Origin of the sequence: Paenibacillus sp. FSL K6-0108 (assembly GCF_045040695.1) — a bacterium.
Classification (GTDB): domain Bacteria; phylum Bacillota; class Bacilli; order Paenibacillales; family Paenibacillaceae; genus Paenibacillus; species Paenibacillus pabuli_B.
On sequence record NZ_CP150288.1, the window covers coordinates 6,944,966 to 6,965,995 of the forward strand.

Sequence of the window (21,030 nt, forward strand, 5' to 3'; positions counted from 1 at the left end):
GATTCTCCCCCTTTTTACTATAAGCAGACTCGCGTAAACGGGGGGAACGAAGACCGTTCTGCCAGCCGTTTCATCTGCTTACTTGTTGACTTTGTTGTAGGATTTCCACGCCTTGTCGAGCGCATCAATCACCTGCTGCTGATCCAGTTGTCCGGAATAGTAACCTTGCAGCGCTTTGCCTGATTCATCCTTAACCGCTTGAGGAATGGATGGGTCCTGATACGCTTTGCCTTCGTTAACATATTTCAGGGCATCGTCTACCCAAGGGAAACTTTTGAAATCATGAATTTTGGCAACCGGATTGAATTTCAGTGCTTCGTAGAATGCACTGGAATCCTTATCATCGAGAACATAGTTTACGAAGTCGAGTGCCACTTCCTTGTTTTTGCTGGAGGAAGATACGGCCAGCGAAGTCGATGTGCTCAGGTTGATTTTGGTATCATCCGGGTTGTCATTGATCGGCAGTGGAGCTACGCCGAAGTTGATATCCGGATTGGACTTCAGAATGGTCTCTGCGAACCATGGTCCTTGAATCCACATGGCTGCTTTGCCTGTTGCAAAGGCTGCCGATCCATCATCACCGCCCACTTCAAGCGCTTTCTCTGTTCCATTGGCATTAACGAGATCGAAGATATCGAACAACGCTTTCATATCCGAGAAAGAACCTTGATCCTGATTCATCTTGTCCAGGAAGTCTTTATGTTCTGACTGAGTCAGTGCACCTACAGTAAGTGGCAGGAACAATTGCGGAATCCAGGCCTCTTTGTAGGACAGTTCAAACGGAGTGATGTTGGCTGCTTTCAGCTTTTCCACGACCGCTTTCATTTCCGTCAAAGTTGTAGGAACCTCCAGCCCCTGCTCTTTGAAAATATCCTTATTGTACAGGTATCCCCAAGATAACGTTTCCAAAGGAACGGCCACGACTTTACCCGACGCATCCGTTACGGAAGGCTTAACGGAATCCAGTAATTTATCGACAAAAGGTTGACCCGACAGGTCTTCCAGATAACCCGCTTTGCTGAACGGCGGAATCTCATTGACCGCATGAAGTGCGAACACGTCCGGTGCATCATTCGATGCAAGTCGAGTTTTTAGAATCTGCGGCGCATTATCTGCTGGCGGCATCTCCAGTTGTACGTTGACCTCAATATTCTTTTCGGCTTTCTCCTTGGCTTTGAACTGTTCTATATATTTATCGTAATGTTCTTTCAGCCGCGGCTGTGCAATGAATACTTTGAGGGACACTGTACTGCCCGATGCAGCCCCCTCCGTCTTACCATCCGTGCCCGCATTGGAACCGCAGCCTGCGAGCAGAACACTCACAAGTACCGCACTTGCTACGCTTTTCCATACTTTCATCTCTTATGACCTCCCGGTGTAACTGGTTTGTCTTTCATAGGATCATTATATATCACGAAATGAAAGCGCTTCATTGGACAAAATTAGACTCGTTTATTGGATTATTTTAAACCTTAATCCAGCAGCAAACTCTCTGTGAATGAATTATTTGGGGCTGTTACCCGATATACGAGGCTGTCCCTTTCTCATCTCTCCAGGCGAAACCCCGAAGTGTTTCTTGAACACCCGGTAAAAATACGACACATCCTCATAACCTGTCATCTCGGCGATATGTTTGAATGGAACCTGATCATCCAGCACCCATTCCTTGGCTCTTGCCATCCGTAACTGGACAATATAGTCGGTCACATTCACGCCGTATTCTTTTTTGAATACCTTGCTGAGATATTCTTTGCTGACAAAAAAGATCTGCGCGAGCTGCTCCAGCGTAATCATCTCCATGCAGTGCTGCTCGATGTGTTGCTTCACCTCATCCAGGTTCAGCTTGTTCTTGAATTTGCGCTGCGCAATCAGCTGCTCCAACGAAGTATAGTACGGCGCCGATATCCACTCCACCGCCGATGTGATGGACGCCAGGGCTGTCGGTGGCGGGAGCACAGCTGCTGCAGGCTGCTCGCATAATCCGTTGGAAACACACAGCTCGCCCAGCAGCGTCTGCAATTCGTATGCGACCCGTCCAAGCTGTTGCGGTCTTCGAATATCACTCGTATCAAGTCGGTGCTCCAGCTGCCCGAACAACTCATGTAATCCCTGAACGTTCAAGTCGTTAAAACGCAGGCGTGCCTGCTGCTGAAACAGCGAGAACTCGCCTGCAAAAGCGGAAGGATAAGGTTCCCAAGACTCCGGCCCGGACTCGGTCTTTTCCAATTCTCGCTTACACTTGGCCAGAACGTTATTCAATTCATCGGGATTGACCGGCTTGAGCAGATAGTCAGCGGCACGGTGGCGAATGGCATGTTTCGCATAATTAAAATCATCATAACCGCTGACCACAATCACTTTGATATGCGGATATTGTGCACTCAGCGTCTGGAGCAGTTCCACGCCATCTTTACCCGGCATACGCATGTCTGTAATGATAATATGGGGCTGATGCTGCTCAACCAGCCGGATCGCCTCTCCGCCATCCTCTGCCTCACCTGCTACCATCATGCCAAGCTCATCCCACGTGCCCAAATTGCGCAAAATATCTCTGTTCCATGGCTCATCGTCCACTAATAGCACTCTATAATGATCCTTGTTCACGTGATCTCGCCTCCTGTATGGCAAGGAATTCGAACAGTGACACAGGTTCCCTGTCCTTCCTCACTCTCCATGTTCATGCCGTATGCAGGCCCAAAGTGCATCACGATGCGTGATGCGGCATTGACCAGGCCAATGCTAGTGCTTGAGCTCCATACTCTGTCTCCTTGCTTGGACAGCTTGGACAATCTCGTTTGCATCTCAGCCAGTCTCTCTTGATCCATGCCCACCCCGTTATCGGAAATGCGGATGGTTACCTCATGATCTAGTCGGACAACTTGAATGTTCAATTTCCACTCTCCCTGCTTTTTCTCCAAACCATGGACAAATGCATTCTCCACAATCGGCTGCAGGGACAACTTCGGAATGTAACAGTCACTGAGCCCGCCTTCAACCTCCAGTTGATATTCAAGTCTGCTGCCAAAACGCTGCTTCTGGATGAGCATATAATGCTCCAGCTGGTCCAATTCAGACTGTAATGGCACGAGGCCATCCGGTGCTCTGACAATATAACGGAACATCTCACTTAATGCACGAATCACTTTGTAACTGTCTGCGGGCTTCTGTGAGTACACCATACCTCCGATCATCTGCAGCGTATTTTGCAGAAAATGTGGGTGAATCTGGGATTGAAGCGCTTTGAGCTCAGCAGTCTGTTTCTCCAGATTCATGAGATAGTTATCCCGGATATGCTCCCGAATGCGGCTTGCCATACCATGCAGATTTTTCTCCAGCAGGCCAATCTCATCTACCCGACCACTGCGCACCACTTCCTTGTCCTTGATCAACTGGATTCCCTTCATGGAATTTGCCAGTCTGACAATCGGTTTGGATGTTCGCCAAGCCACCAATGCTGCCAACAGCACTGAAACCACCGTAGCCAGCCCACCCACAACAAGACCATACTTCATCGTTTCCATGGCACTCTCATTGATGACATGGGAAGGTACAATTTTGATCAGACGCATTCCTGACGGGTCAATGGCATGATAGAATACATACTCCTTGGCAGTGCGTATGAAACCGGAACTGTCCGTCGTAGCTGCAAGCTTTTCCAGTGCCTCTGCTGAAGGCTGTATCTCCTTGTTTGGCTGATAGACCGGACTTCCCGAACTGTCCGCGATGTACACTGCATAATCTCCCCGACTGTCCAGCAATTCCAGCGTCTGATTGAATTCAGCCCACTTGACTTCCAGACTGATTGCGCCAATCTGCGCCTGATCCTCGAAACGGTTCATGCTGCGAGTCATATGAAACTTCTCTGGATCATTCGGATCATTAATAATCGTAAAGTCCTTATGCTGCTCAAAAAGTTCATGGTATGCCTCAGGGATGTTCAGGACCGATCGAATTCGGCTTTCCATTGAGTTAAAAGTGAACAGCGTGTCCAGTTCCTTCAGGTATAATTCCACGCCAAATACATAGTTGCCAGCCGAATAATATACACTGTTCAGCATGTTGAACACTGCCTTCTGCTCATCAAACCTGCTGGCAGCTGGAGCATCCTGATTCAATGCCAAATACTGATGCAGCTCATCACTGATCTGAATGGAATAAATGAGATTGTTCATCCGCGCGAATTGTTCACCCAGATAGATGGAGGCCCAATTCATATTCGCCCTATTGGTCTCCATAATCTCTTCTTCCATGGAAGAACGGGTATTTTCAGCTGCCACAACGGTCATGGCAATTACGGGCAGAATCGCCAAAAACGTCATGGTGAGAATTAATTTATTGCGAATGCTGCGTTTGAACGGATCAGTAAGCTTCCGGTAAAATTCGGTAAACACAAGGCATCCACTCCTGAGCTATGAGCTAAAATAAGATAAACGCCCCAGCGTGAAGCCGAGGGCGCTTTGGTCTTTGTATTCTTTTTATAGTCATTGAACTTTGTCTTGTCAATTCATTTATGTTTTCCCATTATTGCTCAATAATGCAGAACCCCCATGGCTCCAGTTCAATGATCTGTCCATTGGATACCGTTGTTCCCGCCAGAAGTTCCGTTCCGTCTCCGTAGGCATTCGCGAATGAAGTCGCCTGATCGGAGTAGTTAAAGAAATACCGAATTGTATTCCCTTGATCATTCACTCCGCTCTTCACGATGATTGGAAAAGCCAACTCCTGATCGGTTCCCCACAGTCCGGCTTCCTTCATGACACGCTCCAACACGTTGCGAATCACCGCAGAGCTGGTATAACATCCAACGTACGTTGCTTTGCCCTTGCCGTAGGCATTCTGGGTAATTGCCGCATATTCTCCCCAATGAGGATGATCATACCATGCGAGCACTTCTGCAGTTGTTGGTGTGATGAGCTCCATCCAGGTGTGAATCTGATTCTGTTCCTCTCCAACCTTGAACGGATCATCTCGAAGCGAGACGTTCTTTGGCTCCACGAACAGGTTGTAACTGATGCCACAAGCCTCACTGATCAGTCCAGGCTGGCGGGTAGAGCGGACCTTAATATGCTCATTAGCGAATCCGCTTTTAAAAGAGTAAACGACATGTCCACCATCCTGCACAAATTGGTTCAGCCTCTCAAGCAAGGCATCGGAAGCTGCGTACAAAGCAGGCACAACGATCACATCATAACCTTCATAACTCTCCACAGACGGATCAATCAGATCACAGCCGATGTTCATTTTGTATAATTCGTCATACATCCAGCGCACAACGTCGTTGTATTTTTTGTCACTGTTAAAATTAAATCCGAACCATTTGATCGACGTCAACGCCTCATTGCTGAACAGCACCGCTACCCGATTCGTTTTCTTCAAGTTCACCAGTTGCGGGCTAAGTCTAGCAAAATCCCTACCGATCGTTTTGGCCTCGTTGTAGACTGGATTCGGTTCAAAATCGTGACTCAGCAATCCTTTCCAATACGTCTCGAACGAATTATGCAAGGAATGCCAGTGCCAATAGGCGACCATGTTTGCTCCGGAGGCCAGGTGGCTAAACGCCTGAAGGCGAAGCTGTCCCGGATAAGGAACCCAGTGCCAGAATGCCTGTGCTTCCGTCTCCAGTACGAGGTAGTTCGATTGTTTGGTGGAGCGCGCCACGTCACCGCCAAATGAAATCTCAATGCCGGTCAGATCATCCTGCGATGGATGGTAGATGTCCACACTGGTGATATCAAAAGGTTTGGATGCGGCAAAATGGTCTACATCCCCTTGAATGCCGTACGAATATCCACGCCAGTCGAAGTCAAAATTTTGGGTGACAAACTGACCTTCCTGTTTGTACTCATTTACAATTCCCACCTGCCACGCCAGAAAATCAGTTACCAGTTGGCGCTGGAATTTGGCAAATTCAGCTCCCAGACTGCCGTTAATTGTACCAACAACCGACGGGAAGTCCTCCCAGCTATTGATGCGGTTACTCCAATAATCGAGACCAAATTCCTTGTTCAGCTCATCCAATGAGCTGAACTTGTTGCGCATATATTTGACGAATTGCAATTGTACATTATCTCCGGCAGTGTTGTAATGCTTCGTTTCGTTATCTGTCTGATAGCCAATCACAGCAGGGTGTTTGCTGACACGGGAGATCAGCTTGCGAATAATGCGTTCCGCATAGAACAGGTAGGTTGGATGTGTGATATCCATGATCTGCCGCGCCCCATATTTCCCCGGACCCTGTACCGTGGTTGCCAGAACATCCGGGTGCTCCTTGACCATCCACGTCGGAACAGCATACGTAGGGGTGCCCACAATGACCTGAATCCCCGCTGTATGCATAGCATCCAGTACACGATCCACTGAAGAGAAGTCGAATACGCCATTCTGTGGTTCATGCGTACTCCAGGTGGATTCCGCAATCCGCACTACATTAATGCCTGCATCTTTCATCATCTGAATATCCTTGTCCAATCGCTCATAAGGCATATATTCGTCATAGTAGGCTACCCCGTACAATAACTTGTCCATATTCAAATCCCCTTTTCATCCGGAAGTATGAAGCTCTTGTCATTTATACAAAATAAAATGATTCAATTGAATAATGATAACGTTTACATTATTATCTATTGAAGTACATTAGACACTTAGCAACCTGTCGAACGCTCTCCTGTTCTACGATTTCCAATGTTGGCGTTAAACTGATTATAATGAAGTATACTATGGGTGCCGATTGTACAAGGCGAGTTGTTTTTACCCTTTTCCGAGGTGAATGTCATGGATATCCGATCACAGCTTCGAGAAATGCCACATCATACACTGGCTCACTGGCTGCCTATTATCGACTGTAACATTAAATTCTATGGAGCGCACAGCCAACAAGTTCCATACGGTTGGGCGATGCCGGAGGAATCCCATCCGGGCTTTGAGATTATGCTGATTATAGAGGGAACACAGGAAAGCATTATTCACGGGTATACCTATACGGTGGAGGAAGGTTCCATTCTGCTGATTCCACCCGGATTCAAACATACGAACCGATGTGTATCACCCGAAGGCATGACGTATTTCAGTGCACATTTCAATGTGGATGACCCTGTTTTCACCTTGAAGCTGATGTCACATCACAGCCGAATCTATGAGACGGGTACCACAGATAATATGCAAATACGCCCTGTCCTGGAGAACTGGATGAACATGATCAGAACATCGGAGGCATACACTTCCACAGACAAATTTATCATGCAGGCACGCATGTTTGAATTGTTTGCCTTATTGTCTCAAGCAGCTGACCGCGAACCGCTGTCCACCCGATCTGATGCTTCGCCTAATGCTCCAGCTCCCGCAGCCATGCACTATGCAGGGGCCATCGCAGAAGCCATCAAGCAAGCGTTCCATACGCAGCTTCGAATCAAAGAGGGCAATGTATCCACCGTCAAAGTGGAGCAGATCATATCCTCGTTTGGCATCAGCCCGGGATACGGGCTGCAGATCTTCCGCAAGGTGTACGGACAATCTCCACGAGCCTATCTGTCCAGTCTGAAGCTGCAGGAAGCCAAAGTGCTGATTGAACAGCCAAAGCTCTCTCTGGGAGAGATTGCATGGAAGCTGGGTTACACCCATCTGTCGCACTTCAGTCGGCAATTCAAACGATGGACTGGCCAGAGCCCAATTCAATATCGCAACGCCGCTCAAGAGAGCTCCAGCGACATCGGATCCAGAGCATCCAACGGGGAAACGAAATCGGACGGAGAACAGTGAGAGCTCCAGCAGATTCGCTAGACCTTTCACTAACGTAATGAATGAATGGATGGGTTAGATCCGTCTTATCGGTTCCGAAGAAACTCATAGTCTTCCTGCGTATTCATATTACTAAGCTGAATGGCCACATCATGGACACCAGCGCTTTCCAGCTCATCCATGTCGACATATCGACATTCAATCTCTTCAAGCCATTGGGTTACCTTCAATTGATTATCTATTAAACGCTGTTCAAGTCCAGGGAGAACATGCCTATGATATGCACCTGCAAGCGGATGAACACGCCCTGCCAATCGTGGAACGATCACATGATGCTCTTGAGTTGATTCGGTGAGCCTCTTCATACCTTCGAAAAAGGACGACTCCAGCAGCGGCATATCACAGGCGCAGATGAGGTTCCAGTCCGTCTCTGAGGCTTCCAGCGCGGCATGCAGCCCTGCAAGCGGCCCTTTCCCGGGGTAATTATCCTGAACGCAGTCGTAGGGCAATGTGTTGTATGCAGCCGTGCTGGTTCCTGCAGAAACGATTATACGATTCACAGCTGGTGTCATCGCTTGGATGACCTGTTCCAGCACGCTGGAACCATTCCATTCCAACATTGCTTTATTGGAACCCATACGGCGGGATAAGCCTCCCGCCAATATAATACCTGTCCATTCCATAGTGCTCACGGTTATCCTCCTCGTTCGATAAACTTATTCTATACATTGAATACCCTTTCAACAAATGATACATTGAAGAATATGATTCTGAAAGGAATGGCTCTATTGGATAGATATGCACCCGGAAGAGGTAATCCCTCTTTGGTTTCGCTGAAACTATATAACTTTTTCATTTATGGAGCCATTTCAATCTTCGCCGGTTTTCTTCAGTTGTATCTGCAAGAGATCGGTATGACCAAATTGGAGATTGGCAGTCTGATGGCGATTGGTCCGTTTGTATCCTTGTTCGCAAATCCGTTCTGGGGCTTCTGGAGCGATAAATCACGCAATATTCGAATTATCCTGATGATGATGATGGGTGGCACCTTTGTACTCGCTCAGGCCGTATTCTATGCGCCTACGTATGCCTGGATCTATGCTGCCATGATCTTTTTTTATTTTTTTCAAAGTCCGTTGTTTGCCCAAACCAACAGCCTCATCCTCGGTTATATCGATGGAACCACTCAGAAATTCGGTACGTTTCGGCTCTGGGGATCGCTGGGCTGGGCTCTGACTGCTGCAGCTGCCGGACCGCTGATTGACCGCTTGGGAGCAGGCAGTGTATCGATTGTCTTTGCCTTCATGATTGTCATAGCCTTTGTCTTTGCCTTGTTTCTACCCAGACAGCCGATCGCTTCAGATACACCGATAGTGAACTTTCGACGTTTCGGCAGGGTGATGTTCAATCCATACTTTATGATCTTTATCGGGCTTGGGGTGCTCGTTTCCGTACCCAACGCCATGAACAGTACATTTATGTCATTGTACATCGTGGAGATGGGTGGCGATAAACAGATGGTTGGCTGGGCCATCTTCACCTCATCCATTCTTGAAGTCGGTGTATTCTTGCTCCTGGACCGTTTTCTCAAACGCAAAATGAGCATGCTTCTCGCTTCGCTAATATTGATCAGTCTGCTGTTCGCCATCCGCTGGCAGCTCATGGCCCTGGCGAACAACCCATTAGAGATTGTGTTCATCCAGCTTATGCATTCCATTACGTTCGGCGGGTATTTCTATGTCGGGACCCAGCTGACGATGCTGTTTATTCCAAGGCCTTACCGTTCCTCTGGTCAGGCCGTGTATACGATGGCCTGGGGCGGCATATCCGGTGTCATTGCCGGCCTGTTCGGTGGCTGGCTGTTCCAGAGCTTCGGTGCTGAGGTTATGTATAACATCGGGGTATTCTTCTCCCTGATTGGTGCTGTTGGTTTTGGTATCATGTGGTTCTCGAACCGTCGCAACGGCTATCAGCCAACTGTGCTGACGGAAATGGGTGAAAGGTAATTTTTTGTTATAGGCTATTCGCACGTTCAAAGTCACACTGGAGCACTCCGATGACAGAACAACCTTCCGATCGCTGTTATCTCCGAATTTTTTGGATTCCCTTTCTATAAGGGTAAAATCCGGTGATAAGCGTATGCTACCGATGCAGCTTTCTTTCAGAAAGCTTTTAGGCGAACGCTCCGCTTCTCCAGCTTTATTCTGTCCTCTCCGTTATGGTGTAAATAAAACGTTCAAACATTCAAACAAAAGATTAAGAATAGTAGCAGATAAGAGAAAATCGCTAAGGTTTGTTGCCCATAACGAACCTTAGCCGCCTTATTTACAGCAATTTCACGAAATTCTAAAGCTAAGGAATCTCAGCCACGTTATTTCGCATAAGAGACGCTAAAATCCAAAAAAGACAGGCCAAACGAGGAAATAAGGTGTCTACGATTCGTTACGCTGCTGGAACGCCCAAATACACTTGAATAGCGTGTCCTCAGTTCGTTAGATTCTTACCTCAAAAAACAAAAGGGCATCCTTCGTCATGATCATGACGAAGGATGCCCTTTCTTTAACTTATAACTTGGCTGACTGCCAGCACTCTGATGAACGGACATTAAGTTCATCCACCTGCCTTATGCTTTTGGCAGTTGGAACGAGCTTTTCAGGGATACGACCCGGTTAAACACCGGACGGCCTGGCTCGGAATGTTTCGGATCGACGCTGAAGTAACCATGACGGAAGAACTGGAATTTATCCTGTGCTTTCGCTTCCTTCATCTCCTGCTCCACAAACCCTTGAACGACTTCAAGAGAGTTTGGATTCAATTGATCCAGGAATGTTTTCTCCGGTTGCTCTTCCACAACTTCAACCTCAGCGCCTGCCACGGCCACCTCTGGCTCGGTATCAGCTTCCGGTGCTTCTGCGGAGATCAGAGGTTCATACAGACGGAATTCAGCCGGAACTGCTTGGGTCGCTTCCACCCAATGGATCGTTCCTTTGACTTTACGGCCTGTGAAGCCGCTGCCGCTCTTCGTCTCCACATCGTAGGTACAATGGATTTCAGTCACATTGCCTTCCGCATCCTTGATCACATCGTTACATTTGATGAAGTACGCATGTTTAAGACGAACTTCGTTGCCCGGGAACAAACGGAAATATTTGTTCGGCGGATTTTCCATGAAATCGTCTTGCTCAATGTAAATCTCGCGGGAGAATGGAATTTGGCGATTGCCCATCTCCGGGTTCTCCACATTGTTCTCTGCTTCGAGCCATTCCACTTGCCCTTCAGGATAGTTGGTAATGACCACTTTGAGCGGGTGCAGGACAGCCATCGTGCGCGGAGCTTTCAATTTCAGATCTTCACGTACAAAGTGCTCCAGCGTTTGCAGATCGATAACCCCTTGGCTTTTGGAAATGCCTGTTTCGAATACGAAATCACGAATGGCTTCCGGTGTATATCCCCGGCGGCGCAGACCCGAAATCGTTGGCATGCGCGGATCATCCCATCCATCCACATGGCCTTCGTCCACGAGCAGTTTCAGCTTCCGTTTGCTTGTCACCATTTGCGACAGGTTCAGGCGGCCAAACTCATATTGATGCGGTTGGTTCTCCATCTCACATTCAGCAATAACCCAGTCATAGAATGGACGTTGGTCCTCAAACTCCAGAGAGCAGAGGGAATGGGTTACCCCTTCAATAGCGTCCTCGAGCGGATGCGCGAATGCGTACATCGGATAGATACACCATTTATCACCCGTATTATGATGATGGGCATGAGCAATTCGGTAAATGACCGGATCACGCAAATTGATGTTCGGTGAGGCCATATCAATCTTGGCGCGCAGCACTTTCTCACCGTTCTGGAACTCGCCTGCACGCATCCGTGTGAACAGGTCAAGGTTCTCTTCTACTGAACGGTCACGGTATGGGCTGTTCTTGCCCGGCTCCGTGAGCGTTCCACGCATGGCACGTATTTCGTCAGCGCTTTGGTCGTCGATGTAAGCTTTTCCTTTTTGGATCAGCAAGACAGCACGGTTGTACATTTCATCAAAATAATCCGAGGCAAAACGTTTTTCGCTCCACTCGTATCCAAGCCATTTCACGTCTTCCTGAATCGATTGTACGTATTCCACATCTTCCTTGACCGGGTTCGTGTCATCGAAGCGCAGATTTGTTTTGCCGCCAAATTCGCCACCCAGTGCAAAGTTAATCCAGATCGCTTTGGCATGGCCGATATGCAGATAACCGTTCGGTTCCGGAGGAAAACGGGTAATGACTTCCTGGACTTTCCCTGACCGGAGATCTTCGGTAATAATATTTTTGATAAAGTTAGGTGGGGTTGTACGATTGTCCACAGGTATCAAACCTTTCATGAATTGATTGGAACTTTCAGCAATTGCAACGCGTTTCATTTAAATATACCTTTAACGAGGGAGGAGTTCAATAAATAACGCCACCATAATCAGGATCAATTGCACACAAGATAGGCCCAAAACCATTTTGACGGGTTCGCACGAATCATGTAGCATGATAGAAAAACAGAATTTAAGGGAGGGTTTCCCATTGAACGCGCTAAAACTGTCCAAAGAACAACAGGATGAAGCCATACGCACCATCCAGTCGTATTTCGAAGAGGAACGCGGCGAAGAACTGGGCGATCTGGCAGCTTGGGGTGTGCTGGATCTTTTCATGACCCAGTTGGCTCCCTACATATATAATCAGGCACTGGGTGACGCCCGTACGACGGTGAATCAACGCATGGCCTCGATGGAAGAAGACCTGTTTGCATTGGAGCGCAAGCTACCAAAGACTTCCCGATAAACCATTATTACAAAGAAAGAAGGTTGCACTCATGTTTACCTATTCATTGGATGAATATACCGAACTCCGCCCACTTGCAATGGAGCACACCAAACCGTTGTTCGAACTCACAGACCGCTCGCGGGATCAATTGAGGCATTGGTTACCGTGGGTGGACAACGTTACCGAGATTGAGCATACTTCCAATTTTATCAGCAATGCATTGAAACAGGGAGCGGAAAACGGCGGTTTTACTGCAGGCGTCTGGCTGAAAGGCGATCTTGCAGGCATCATCGGCTTCCACGAAATTAACTGGACCAACCGCTCGGTAAGCATCGGATACTGGCTTGGCAAAGGTTTTGAAGGACAAGGCTTGATGACCAGCGCTTGCCGCGTTCTGGTGGACTACGCTCTAGTCACACTGGATTTGAACCGTGTCGAGATTCGTTCTGCAACCAACAACAAGCGGAGCCGGGCCATCCCTGAACGGCTTGGATTCGTCCTTGAAGGCGTTATTCGCCAGGCGGAGAAGCTGCCCAAGGGCTATGTAAACCATGCGGTGTATGGCATGCTGCAGCATGAATGGGAACTTTTGCGCTAATTAGACTTACATAATTTGAATGCTTGTAGGACCAATTCCTGCTGGGAATCTGGCCCTCACACAATGGCATAGGCATACATTAAATCTTAAAGCCCCTCCTCCTCCACAATATGTGGAGAATAAGGAGGGGCTTATCTTATTTGCGCATTTATGCATCCATATAACTTGTAATCTCTCGATCCGACTTCTTCTTAGAGCGCACGTACCATGCCACCGTCCACCACAAGAGATGTACCTGTAATGTACGTATTTGCTCCTGATAAGAGGAACACAACTGCTTTGGCAAACTCCTCGGGTTGACCATAACGTCCCAGTGGAATTTCCTTACGGAATTGTTCGGCAACCTCTTCCTCACTTATTCCGTTCTGCTCTGCACGCGCTGCGTCCAATTTGTGTATTCGATCCGTTCCAATCCGACCAGGCGCAACCGTATTAATCAGAATGCCATATGGTGCAAGCTCCTGTGACAAAGTCTTGGCCAATCCGAATACACCCGTACGGAACGTATTGGACAGAATCAGACCGGGAATCGGCTGCTTCACCGAGGTGGAGGCAATGTTTACAATATGTCCGCCGTTCTCCTTCATGTAAGGAAGCGCACCGCGAATCAGTCTGACATAGCTAAGTACATTTAATTCAAATGCACGCTCCCAATCTTCATCGGTCAATGATTCGAATGTTCCTGAAGGCGGCCCGCCTGAATTGTTCACCAAAATATCAATCTGCCCAAACTGTTCGCCTGTCTTGCGAATCAGGGCATCAATATCTTCCTTGTTTGTCACATCGGTTGCACAATATTCGATACGTCCGCCACCACCAAGCGCCAGCAGCTCCTGCTTCACCGCTGCAAGCTTCTCTTCGCTCCGGCTGGCGAGCATGACATCGGCGCCTTCTGACGCCAATTGAGCGGCTACCGCTTTGCCCAGTCCTCGACTGGATGCAAGCACCAGTGCCTTTTTACCTCGAAGTCCCATGTCCATTGTTGTTCCTCCTTCGACTCTGTTCTATCCGTTGGCCTGGATGAAATAACTCATCAGAATATCGTCCACATACTTGCCTGCAATATAAAATTCCGACACCAGTCTGCCTTCCGTCACAAATCCGCACTGTTTATAAAAAGCAATTGCCCCCGGATTGCTGGATAACACCCGCAACCTAAGCTTGGTGATCCCTTGTTCAGAGGCATGCTGCTTCATGGCATCCATCAGAGCTGTGGCAATACCACAGCGACGATCATGGGGATGAACGGCGATATTAATCTCGTATACATGTCGGTTAACAGGCATTCCTGTCGGCAGATAAAAGCCCACATAACCACATACCCGTTCTCCCTGAACGGCAATCAGCTGGCTGCCTGGAGGACAATGCTGCAAATATTGTTGTCTGGAGCGCCACTGAAACGGGGCCGGAGAGGTATGCTTATCCCATACCAGAGCATCCAGTTCCATCAGTTGGGCTGCATCCTTAATTTCGGATGGCCGAATGGTATACGTGTAACTGGTAAGCATAAAACTTCAACCTTTCGTGCAATAATTGATAACGCTGTGCGAAGCAGCGTTTAATAAATAGGATATTCCTTGCTCATTTTGGCATTTTGCAATTAAATACGATGCAAAAGCTCATTTGCCTTATATTGTAGCATAGCCTCAGGTTTGACTAAAATTTCACTGTGTAGAATGAAATTCATGCTTAACCTTTCCGTAACGTCATCCTTTATACTAAATCGATAATATACTGATTCGATAAGGAGGTGTATGTGATGAACATCAAGGATGCCGCGGACAGACTCGGCATATCGGCGAGAGCCATTCGCTTCTATGAGGAAAAAGGACTGATCTCCCCCGTCAAACAGACAAATAACGGATACCGTACATATACCGAGAATGATATCTGGCGGCTGCAAACCATTGCAGCTCTGCGTGAGATCGGAATGTCACTTCAGGATATCACCCAAGCGCTCGGAGAGATTGACCAGGGCAATCAGCAGCGGCTGGAAGAATATCTGGAGCTGCAGCAGGCAGTCATGTATGCCCAGTGGGTCGAGCTCAAACGCATGCTGGATACAACCCAGCGCATGATTGATCTCAACCGCCAGGACGGGCCACTGGATGTCAGCCATCTGCATGATCTTGCAGACAGTGCACGCCGCCTCAGGGAAGCCCGGCAGAACTGGCATGACCGCTGGAACTACGATACGCAGGCGGCAATCCACGATCAACGTGTACAGGCGGCGAATAGTCGTCTACCAAGACAAATTGCCTCAAATGTCAGCATTGATTCAGGACTTGTAGCCATGCAAGCAACGGTTGAGTCGGATCGAGAAGACGGACCAGATCATTACGGCGATGAAGTTCGCAGCCAGCAGAATAGCCGGACAGCACATAGGCTAAACAGCGATACAACGTATCCAGAAAATGTAGGATCAAGATCGGAAGAATTGGAAGTGGGAGTAGGTGCAAGACCTTTCAATATATATGACAACTACGACGAGGCACTGGAGCAGACAGCAAGCTGGATATCTCCTGCACCCGGCGAAAAAGGGCTTGATATCGGTACAGGCACGGGGAATTTGGCTGGCAAACTGTTAGAGCGCGGTGCAGCGATGACTGCCATCGATCAATCCCGGGAGATGCTGCGTACATGCCGCACCAAATATCCCGAGATGCATGTGAAGCTTGGCAACTTTCTGGCGCTGCCTTTCGCTGACCAGTCCTTTGATTTTGTCGTATCCAGCTTCGCCTTCCATCATCTGAGCCCAGATCAGCAGCAACTGGCATTACAAGAGATGCAGCGAGTGTTAACTGCACGTGGACGGATCTGCCTGACAGACCTGATGTTTGCTGATGCAGCTCACCGTCAGACGTATATCCAGCAGGCTGAGGCAGCAGGTCATGAGGAGCAGTTACAAACGATAAAGGAACGTCATTTCCCGCTGCTGGACGGACTGTGCGGCTCGCTGGAGGACTTAGGCTATGTGACGAAGCATATACGCCATAATGCGCTGCTACACACGGTACTGGCCGTTCCATTGCGTTAGAATGATCTTCGTACCGTAGCGAGTTCCCCCCTGACCTGCCAATGAATCCTTCTTCAATAAAAAAAGGTCACCCTGCCTGTTAAGGAGGATGACCTTCCACTCTAGTGAAACATCGAGCTTGTATTGAGTTTACATATAAATTTCAACAATGGTGCGCTCCGAAGCATTACGCGCCTGTTTGAACTCATCCTGCGAGATACGAGCTCCACCTTGACGGTAGCGGTTCACCGTTTGCTCAGTGCGGATGTCCTTACCGTCTATCGTTACCCGGTTCACAGCACCTTCATTCAAGTGATAGATAAACGTTACCGGCTCTCCTGCATATTCGAATTCGAATTGCATGCCGTCCAGCTCAGCTGGCAATACCGGGTCAATAACCAGATCTCCGCCTTCCTGACGAATGCCAAGTGCGTTCGAGATCAGTTGGTTCATGTAGATTCCAGGACCGCTGGAGTAGATTCTCCATCCACCTTTCACCTGTACTGTTCCTTTGCGTAGTTGGTCAAAATGCTCCTGCGCCTCGTAGCGCGTATTGAACTTGCCGTCGGAACTGCTGAAATACGCGTTCGCCTGACGAATCTCCGCATTAGGTACAACTTCGCCGATGCCAACCGGGTTAATCATGGCAAGACCATTCCACACCTGATCTGTCTTACCAAGCTTCGCCATCGCTTCAACGTAACGGATATGAGCGTGTACATACTGCAAACCGATCTCGCGACCGAAGTTGGACGCTTGCTCTGCCCGTTTGAAGTGACTGCTCACCCCACCTGCATATTGAGCCGGGCGATTCATCAGACGTACCCCATCCGGGCACAGGAACTGCTCACGAATCAACGCATAATGTGATTCAGCTTGTTCTGCATTCAGTAATTCACCGATCATGCTGCGTGTCATCGGCAGAAGGCGGTATTGAATGCCTGTCTCTGTATCCGTTGGGTGAAGCATTAGCTTCGCCTGATCCGCTTCTTCCATGTATACGAAGCCTGGAATCACATCTGTACCCAGCATATAACGATTAAAGTCTTCACGGATGCCTTGAGCCAGAACGTCCAGCTCCTGTGCAAATGCAGCGTCCTTATGTTGCAGCGCCTGTGCGAGCACATTGACAGACTGATAAGTCAAAGCAACAGTCCAGCTGCTCACCATATATTGTTTGAGCTGGGCATTGGCTGGCTGGAGCGTATCATCCCAGTCCCCATCACCGTAAGAAGACAGGAATGTGTCGTGCAGGAAATGCGAGCGGATGTATTCAATCTCTTTTTTCGCGTGATCCAATACAGTTGCCGTTTCTTCCGTGAAACCAAAGCTGTGCTTAACGGTATACGGCACTTTCTCATCCAGAATCGCATAGTCACGAGTCGCTGTCAGGTAGTCTGCCAGCACTTTCAGCGGCCATACGATGATGTCACCATGGCTCTCTTCCTGCTGAATGGCAAAGTACTTGTCAAACATGAACCATTGCGGCCAGTTGCCATCATCTTCATATTGGTGGGTGTATACCATTTTGATGATATCGCGAACCTGCTCATATTTTTGCGTAGCCATGAAGTATTCAACCGGACCTTGGCATACATCCCGAGTACCCCACGCCGCGCCGCCATACTGCTCCAATCCGTGAGGCACGGAGTAGTGAACCAGCATGTTGTGTGTGTACCACCACGCCAGCGCGTTCACTTTGAACAGATCCTCTGCACTTTGGCCTTCACCACGAGACAAACGGAAACCATTCATTACACCTGCGAAGAACTCACGGTATGCCTGAACTTCCTCTTCAAAAGCAAGGCTGGAGCATGCTGCCACAGAACCATCCGCTTCATTTACTTGACCTTCCAATACGCCTTGTATCTTCAGCGTCCATGCTGCACTCTCTTCCAGACTAAGTGTAACCAGCGATGCAGATCCACTGCGGATGCCACTCGCCAGCAACGTTTCGTCCCCAACATTTACGGCTGCGCCATCCACCGACATGCAGTATTGCAGATCAGGATACGTTCCGGCACTAATCGCTTGCGGATCAGCCTTGAAGATCAGCGTGTTGCCATCTTGCGTCATATGCAGCGGATATTCGTATTCATTGACATTCATCGTAATTTGGTTGGTTACCAGGTAACGATATGCTTTGCCACTTGTCGAGCGCACGTTCATGCTCACTTCAGTGGTGTGTGCTCCAGTGTAGTTGGTCACGATAATGGTATCCGATTCGGTTTTGTAGATCCAACGCACATAGTTGAAGCCAATCTCGAACAGGGAAGGCATCATCAGCAGACGATATTGTCCGTCCATTTCCACATAAATGCGTTGTCCAGCCGTCTTCGGCACGTTCAATGCGTTGCGGGCATTACTGATCATTTTATTAAAATTGGTATTACCAATAACGAGTTGTGAATTGAAAATACCGTACATATACGATGTCGTCGTAATAACCTGCGCACCAAGCTGTACATTGCCACCACTCATCAGGATATGGCCGTGCGGACGCTCTACGAGCAATTCTTTCGCTTTCAGGACAATATGTTCATAACTACCCGTGAAGAAGGATAACAGCGAATCTCCGCTACGCTCTTCCTGATGGCGATCAGGGAACAGATCATTAATCTCATCTTGTGTCAAATCAAGCGCAGCAAGTGGTTCACCCAAGAAGGATGACAGTTTCACCTGTTCCAACGTCTCGCCTTGCTCCACAGTCAATGCTTGTACTTCGTTCCATGCTGCAGTCACTTCATCCCCGAATTCCAGAGCGGAAATTCCAGCAGGATGATCTGCTTTGGCCAGTCCGTAGAAGACCACTTGGGCTTCCCCGTCCAGGTTTACAAGCTCCGATTGCAATGCTGTGTAGGCAAATTCATATTGGTACGTCTCATTTGCCAATGTATTATGGCTCAGGCTCTCAGGCTGATTTGTTTCCTTGTAGGAGAGACCGAAGAATTGGAATCCGTCTGTCGAGTAACCAACTGCCTTAGTCAGAGAACCCTGTTGCATGTAAGGGAAAGCACCGCCCTGAGGCTGATTTTGACGGGAACATACCACATATCCCTTCGCTTCATCCTCGAACACCGTATGGTCAATATACTGTGACAGATAGGCTTCATTGCTGCGTACTGCACCTGGATCAGCAAGACCTACATCTTGTCCATATACCACGTCGACGTTAAGTTGTTGTCCTGTGAGCTTTACATCCCAGAACCAGACGCCTTGCGTTGTGGCTGTAAACACAACCTGATAGCCAACGCCTTGTTCTTTGCCTTCTAGCTGTACTGTACCTTCCCAGATCAGTTGATTGCCGGATTGCGCTTTGCTTGTGATTACTTTGCTGTTCGAACGCACACCCAGCAGTGGGAACGAGCTGATTTTCTCTCCCTCGTGTACACGCAGGTACAGGTTATTCAAAGATCCATCAATCTGGTTGCTGAGCAGTTGATTCAGCATGGTCGTACCGGACTTGGCCTGGTACAGGTCCCCACTGTTCAAAAAGGTAAAGGATAACTCCCCGGCAGTCAGCCGGATTGGTTCATTAATCATCGTTGTCATACGATTCACTCCTTCAATTAGTATAAAATCGAAACGTTTCGATAAATCTGAAAAAGAATAGGGGTCCTCTGCGAAGTGACCTTTGACTGGCCCATTCGGACGGTGATCCCCATGATTCAACTACTCAAAAAAAAGTGGGTTAATCCTTAGACCGGCTGGATTCCTGACTCCACCTGTACTGAACGTACAGATTCCCGCTCCACCAGATCAATGGTTAACGTATACGATGGATTCACTGCTTCGCCGTTCAGCATCTGGAAGAGCAAATGCCCTGCCAATGATCCCGCTTCATGCTTGGGCTGTCGCACTGTTGTAAGCGGAGGATGAACATATTCAGACAGCTGAATATCATCAAATCCGATGACCGAAATGTCATTCGGTACCGAAATACCACTCTCTTCAAATGCTTTCAGTCCACCAATCGCCATTTCGTCGTTCCCGTAAAATACAGCTGATGGCAGCTCGCCCTGCATAATCATCATCTTGGTTGCACTATATCCGCCCTCACGTACGAAGTTACCGCTTAAACGCCATTTGGACTTCTCTTCCAGGCCCACCTCCTGCATGGCTCGCAAATATCCTTGGTAACGCAGAGCATTATCATAAGAATTGGATGGCCCACTGATATAGGCAATGCTCTTATGACCCTTCTGAATGAGGTGCCGCGTAGCGAGGTAACCGCCTTGCTCCCCATCCACCAGCACGTTGACCAGGTGGTCACTTGACAGCTGCCGATCCATCACAATGATAGGGAAACGTTCCCCGGCAGATTCGACCAGAATATCATCATGGATGTTATGAGCCAGAATAATGGCGCCATCTACTCTTTTTTCTCGCAAGAAACGAACCGCTGTGGAGTCCCGTCCTCCCATAGAGCTGCATGCAATCAGATCATATCCGTTAGCCAGCGCTACGTCCTGTACGCTGCGAATCAATTCGGAGTAATAAGGACCCGACAGATCTGTAAGAATCAACGCAATCGTGTTCGTCCGGCTCCGCTTCAGGTCCATGGCAAAGCCGTTTTTGCGATAATTCAGTTCCCGTGCTGCCGCCAGCACTTTTGCCTTGGTCTTGGCACTTACTTTGCTGTCCCCATTGAGTGCATAGGAAGCGGTCGAGAGCGCCACGCCTGCCAGCTTTGCCACATCCTTAATCGTTGCCATTCCACGTTCACTCCTTCTAACTAGACCAAATTCTCTCTTATCATTTTATATGTTAAATGGTTGCAACAACCACTCATTCCTATTCATCATACATGAGATGCTGCATCAAATGCCTATCTATCGAAACGTTTCGAAGCATTCTCAAAAAAAAGCCCTCTGCACGTTTTCTAAGCC

15 protein-coding genes are annotated in these 21,030 nt (G+C 48.4%); 5 read left to right on the forward strand and 10 right to left on the reverse strand.

The features are described 5' to 3' along the window. Positions 1-78 precede the first annotated feature (78 nt). The 4 genes from MHB49_RS31585 to MHB49_RS31600 form a co-directional block, all read right to left on the reverse strand. Positions 79-1,359 (reverse strand): ABC transporter substrate-binding protein, encoded by a 1,281-nt coding sequence (locus MHB49_RS31585; protein ID WP_405154214.1) that lies wholly within the window; start codon positions 1,357-1,359, stop codon positions 79-81. Positions 1,360-1,503: 144 nt separating this feature from the next. Then, complete coding sequence (locus tag MHB49_RS31590; RefSeq protein ID WP_405154215.1) at positions 1,504-2,604, reverse strand: response regulator; 1,101 nt, start codon at positions 2,602-2,604, stop codon at positions 1,504-1,506. After that, positions 2,601-4,391 (reverse strand): sensor histidine kinase, encoded by a 1,791-nt coding sequence (locus tag MHB49_RS31595; RefSeq protein WP_405154216.1) that lies wholly within the window; start codon positions 4,389-4,391, stop codon positions 2,601-2,603. The genes MHB49_RS31590 and MHB49_RS31595 overlap by 4 nt, the downstream gene beginning before the upstream one ends. A 130-nt stretch (positions 4,392-4,521) precedes the next feature. After that, positions 4,522-6,525, reverse strand: coding sequence for a beta-galactosidase (locus MHB49_RS31600; protein WP_405154217.1), 2,004 nt, complete (start codon positions 6,523-6,525; stop codon positions 4,522-4,524). A gap of 246 nt (positions 6,526-6,771) precedes the next feature. On the opposite strand from MHB49_RS31600, the gene MHB49_RS31605 reads away from it, so the two are divergent. Beyond that, positions 6,772-7,755: a helix-turn-helix domain-containing protein gene (locus MHB49_RS31605; protein ID WP_405154218.1), complete on the forward strand. Its 984-nt coding sequence runs from the start codon at positions 6,772-6,774 to the stop codon at positions 7,753-7,755. A 65-nt stretch (positions 7,756-7,820) separates the two neighbouring features. Here the strand turns inward: MHB49_RS31605 and MHB49_RS31610 are convergent, their stop codons facing one another. Further along, a complete protein-coding gene (locus MHB49_RS31610; RefSeq protein ID WP_405157281.1) occupies positions 7,821-8,417 on the reverse strand; it encodes a molybdenum cofactor guanylyltransferase in 597 nt (198 codons plus the stop codon). A gap of 81 nt (positions 8,418-8,498) precedes the next feature. On the opposite strand from MHB49_RS31610, the gene MHB49_RS31615 reads away from it, so the two are divergent. Further along, positions 8,499-9,740: an MFS transporter gene (locus MHB49_RS31615; protein WP_405154219.1), complete on the forward strand. Its 1,242-nt coding sequence runs from the start codon at positions 8,499-8,501 to the stop codon at positions 9,738-9,740. Between the two features lie 617 nt (positions 9,741-10,357). On the opposite strand, the gene MHB49_RS31620 is transcribed toward MHB49_RS31615, so the two are convergent. Then, positions 10,358-12,097: a glutamine--tRNA ligase/YqeY domain fusion protein gene (locus MHB49_RS31620; protein WP_405157282.1), complete on the reverse strand. Its 1,740-nt coding sequence runs from the start codon at positions 12,095-12,097 to the stop codon at positions 10,358-10,360. Between the two features lie 190 nt (positions 12,098-12,287). On the opposite strand from MHB49_RS31620, the gene MHB49_RS31625 reads away from it, so the two are divergent. Together MHB49_RS31625 and MHB49_RS31630 are read left to right on the forward strand one after the other, a co-directional pair. Continuing rightward, the gene (locus MHB49_RS31625) at positions 12,288-12,545 is read left to right on the forward strand and encodes a DUF2164 domain-containing protein (RefSeq protein WP_247899675.1); all 258 of its coding nucleotides are present in this window, start codon (positions 12,288-12,290) and stop codon (positions 12,543-12,545) included. A 31-nt stretch (positions 12,546-12,576) separates the two neighbouring features. Beyond that, positions 12,577-13,125, forward strand: coding sequence for a GNAT family N-acetyltransferase (locus tag MHB49_RS31630; protein WP_247899676.1), 549 nt, complete (start codon positions 12,577-12,579; stop codon positions 13,123-13,125). Positions 13,126-13,316: 191 nt separating this feature from the next. Here MHB49_RS31630 and MHB49_RS31635 read toward each other — a convergent pair whose 3' ends face one another. Both MHB49_RS31635 and MHB49_RS31640 read right to left on the reverse strand, forming a co-directional pair. Continuing rightward, entirely contained in the window at positions 13,317-14,105 is a 789-nt protein-coding gene (locus tag MHB49_RS31635) for an SDR family oxidoreductase (protein WP_405154220.1), read from the reverse strand. 24 nt (positions 14,106-14,129) lie between these two features. After that, positions 14,130-14,633: a GNAT family N-acetyltransferase gene (locus MHB49_RS31640; protein WP_405154221.1), complete on the reverse strand. Its 504-nt coding sequence runs from the start codon at positions 14,631-14,633 to the stop codon at positions 14,130-14,132. Positions 14,634-14,884: 251 nt separating this feature from the next. On the opposite strand from MHB49_RS31640, the gene MHB49_RS31645 reads away from it, so the two are divergent. Continuing rightward, the gene (locus MHB49_RS31645) at positions 14,885-16,162 is read left to right on the forward strand and encodes a methyltransferase domain-containing protein (protein ID WP_405154222.1); all 1,278 of its coding nucleotides are present in this window, start codon (positions 14,885-14,887) and stop codon (positions 16,160-16,162) included. A 129-nt stretch (positions 16,163-16,291) separates the two neighbouring features. Here MHB49_RS31645 and MHB49_RS31650 read toward each other — a convergent pair whose 3' ends face one another. Then, the gene (locus MHB49_RS31650) at positions 16,292-19,693 is read right to left on the reverse strand and encodes a GH36-type glycosyl hydrolase domain-containing protein (protein WP_405154223.1); all 3,402 of its coding nucleotides are present in this window, start codon (positions 19,691-19,693) and stop codon (positions 16,292-16,294) included. Between the two features lie 146 nt (positions 19,694-19,839). Next, a complete protein-coding gene (locus MHB49_RS31655; protein ID WP_405154224.1) occupies positions 19,840-20,856 on the reverse strand; it encodes a LacI family DNA-binding transcriptional regulator in 1,017 nt (338 codons plus the stop codon). Positions 20,857-21,030 lie beyond the last annotated feature (174 nt).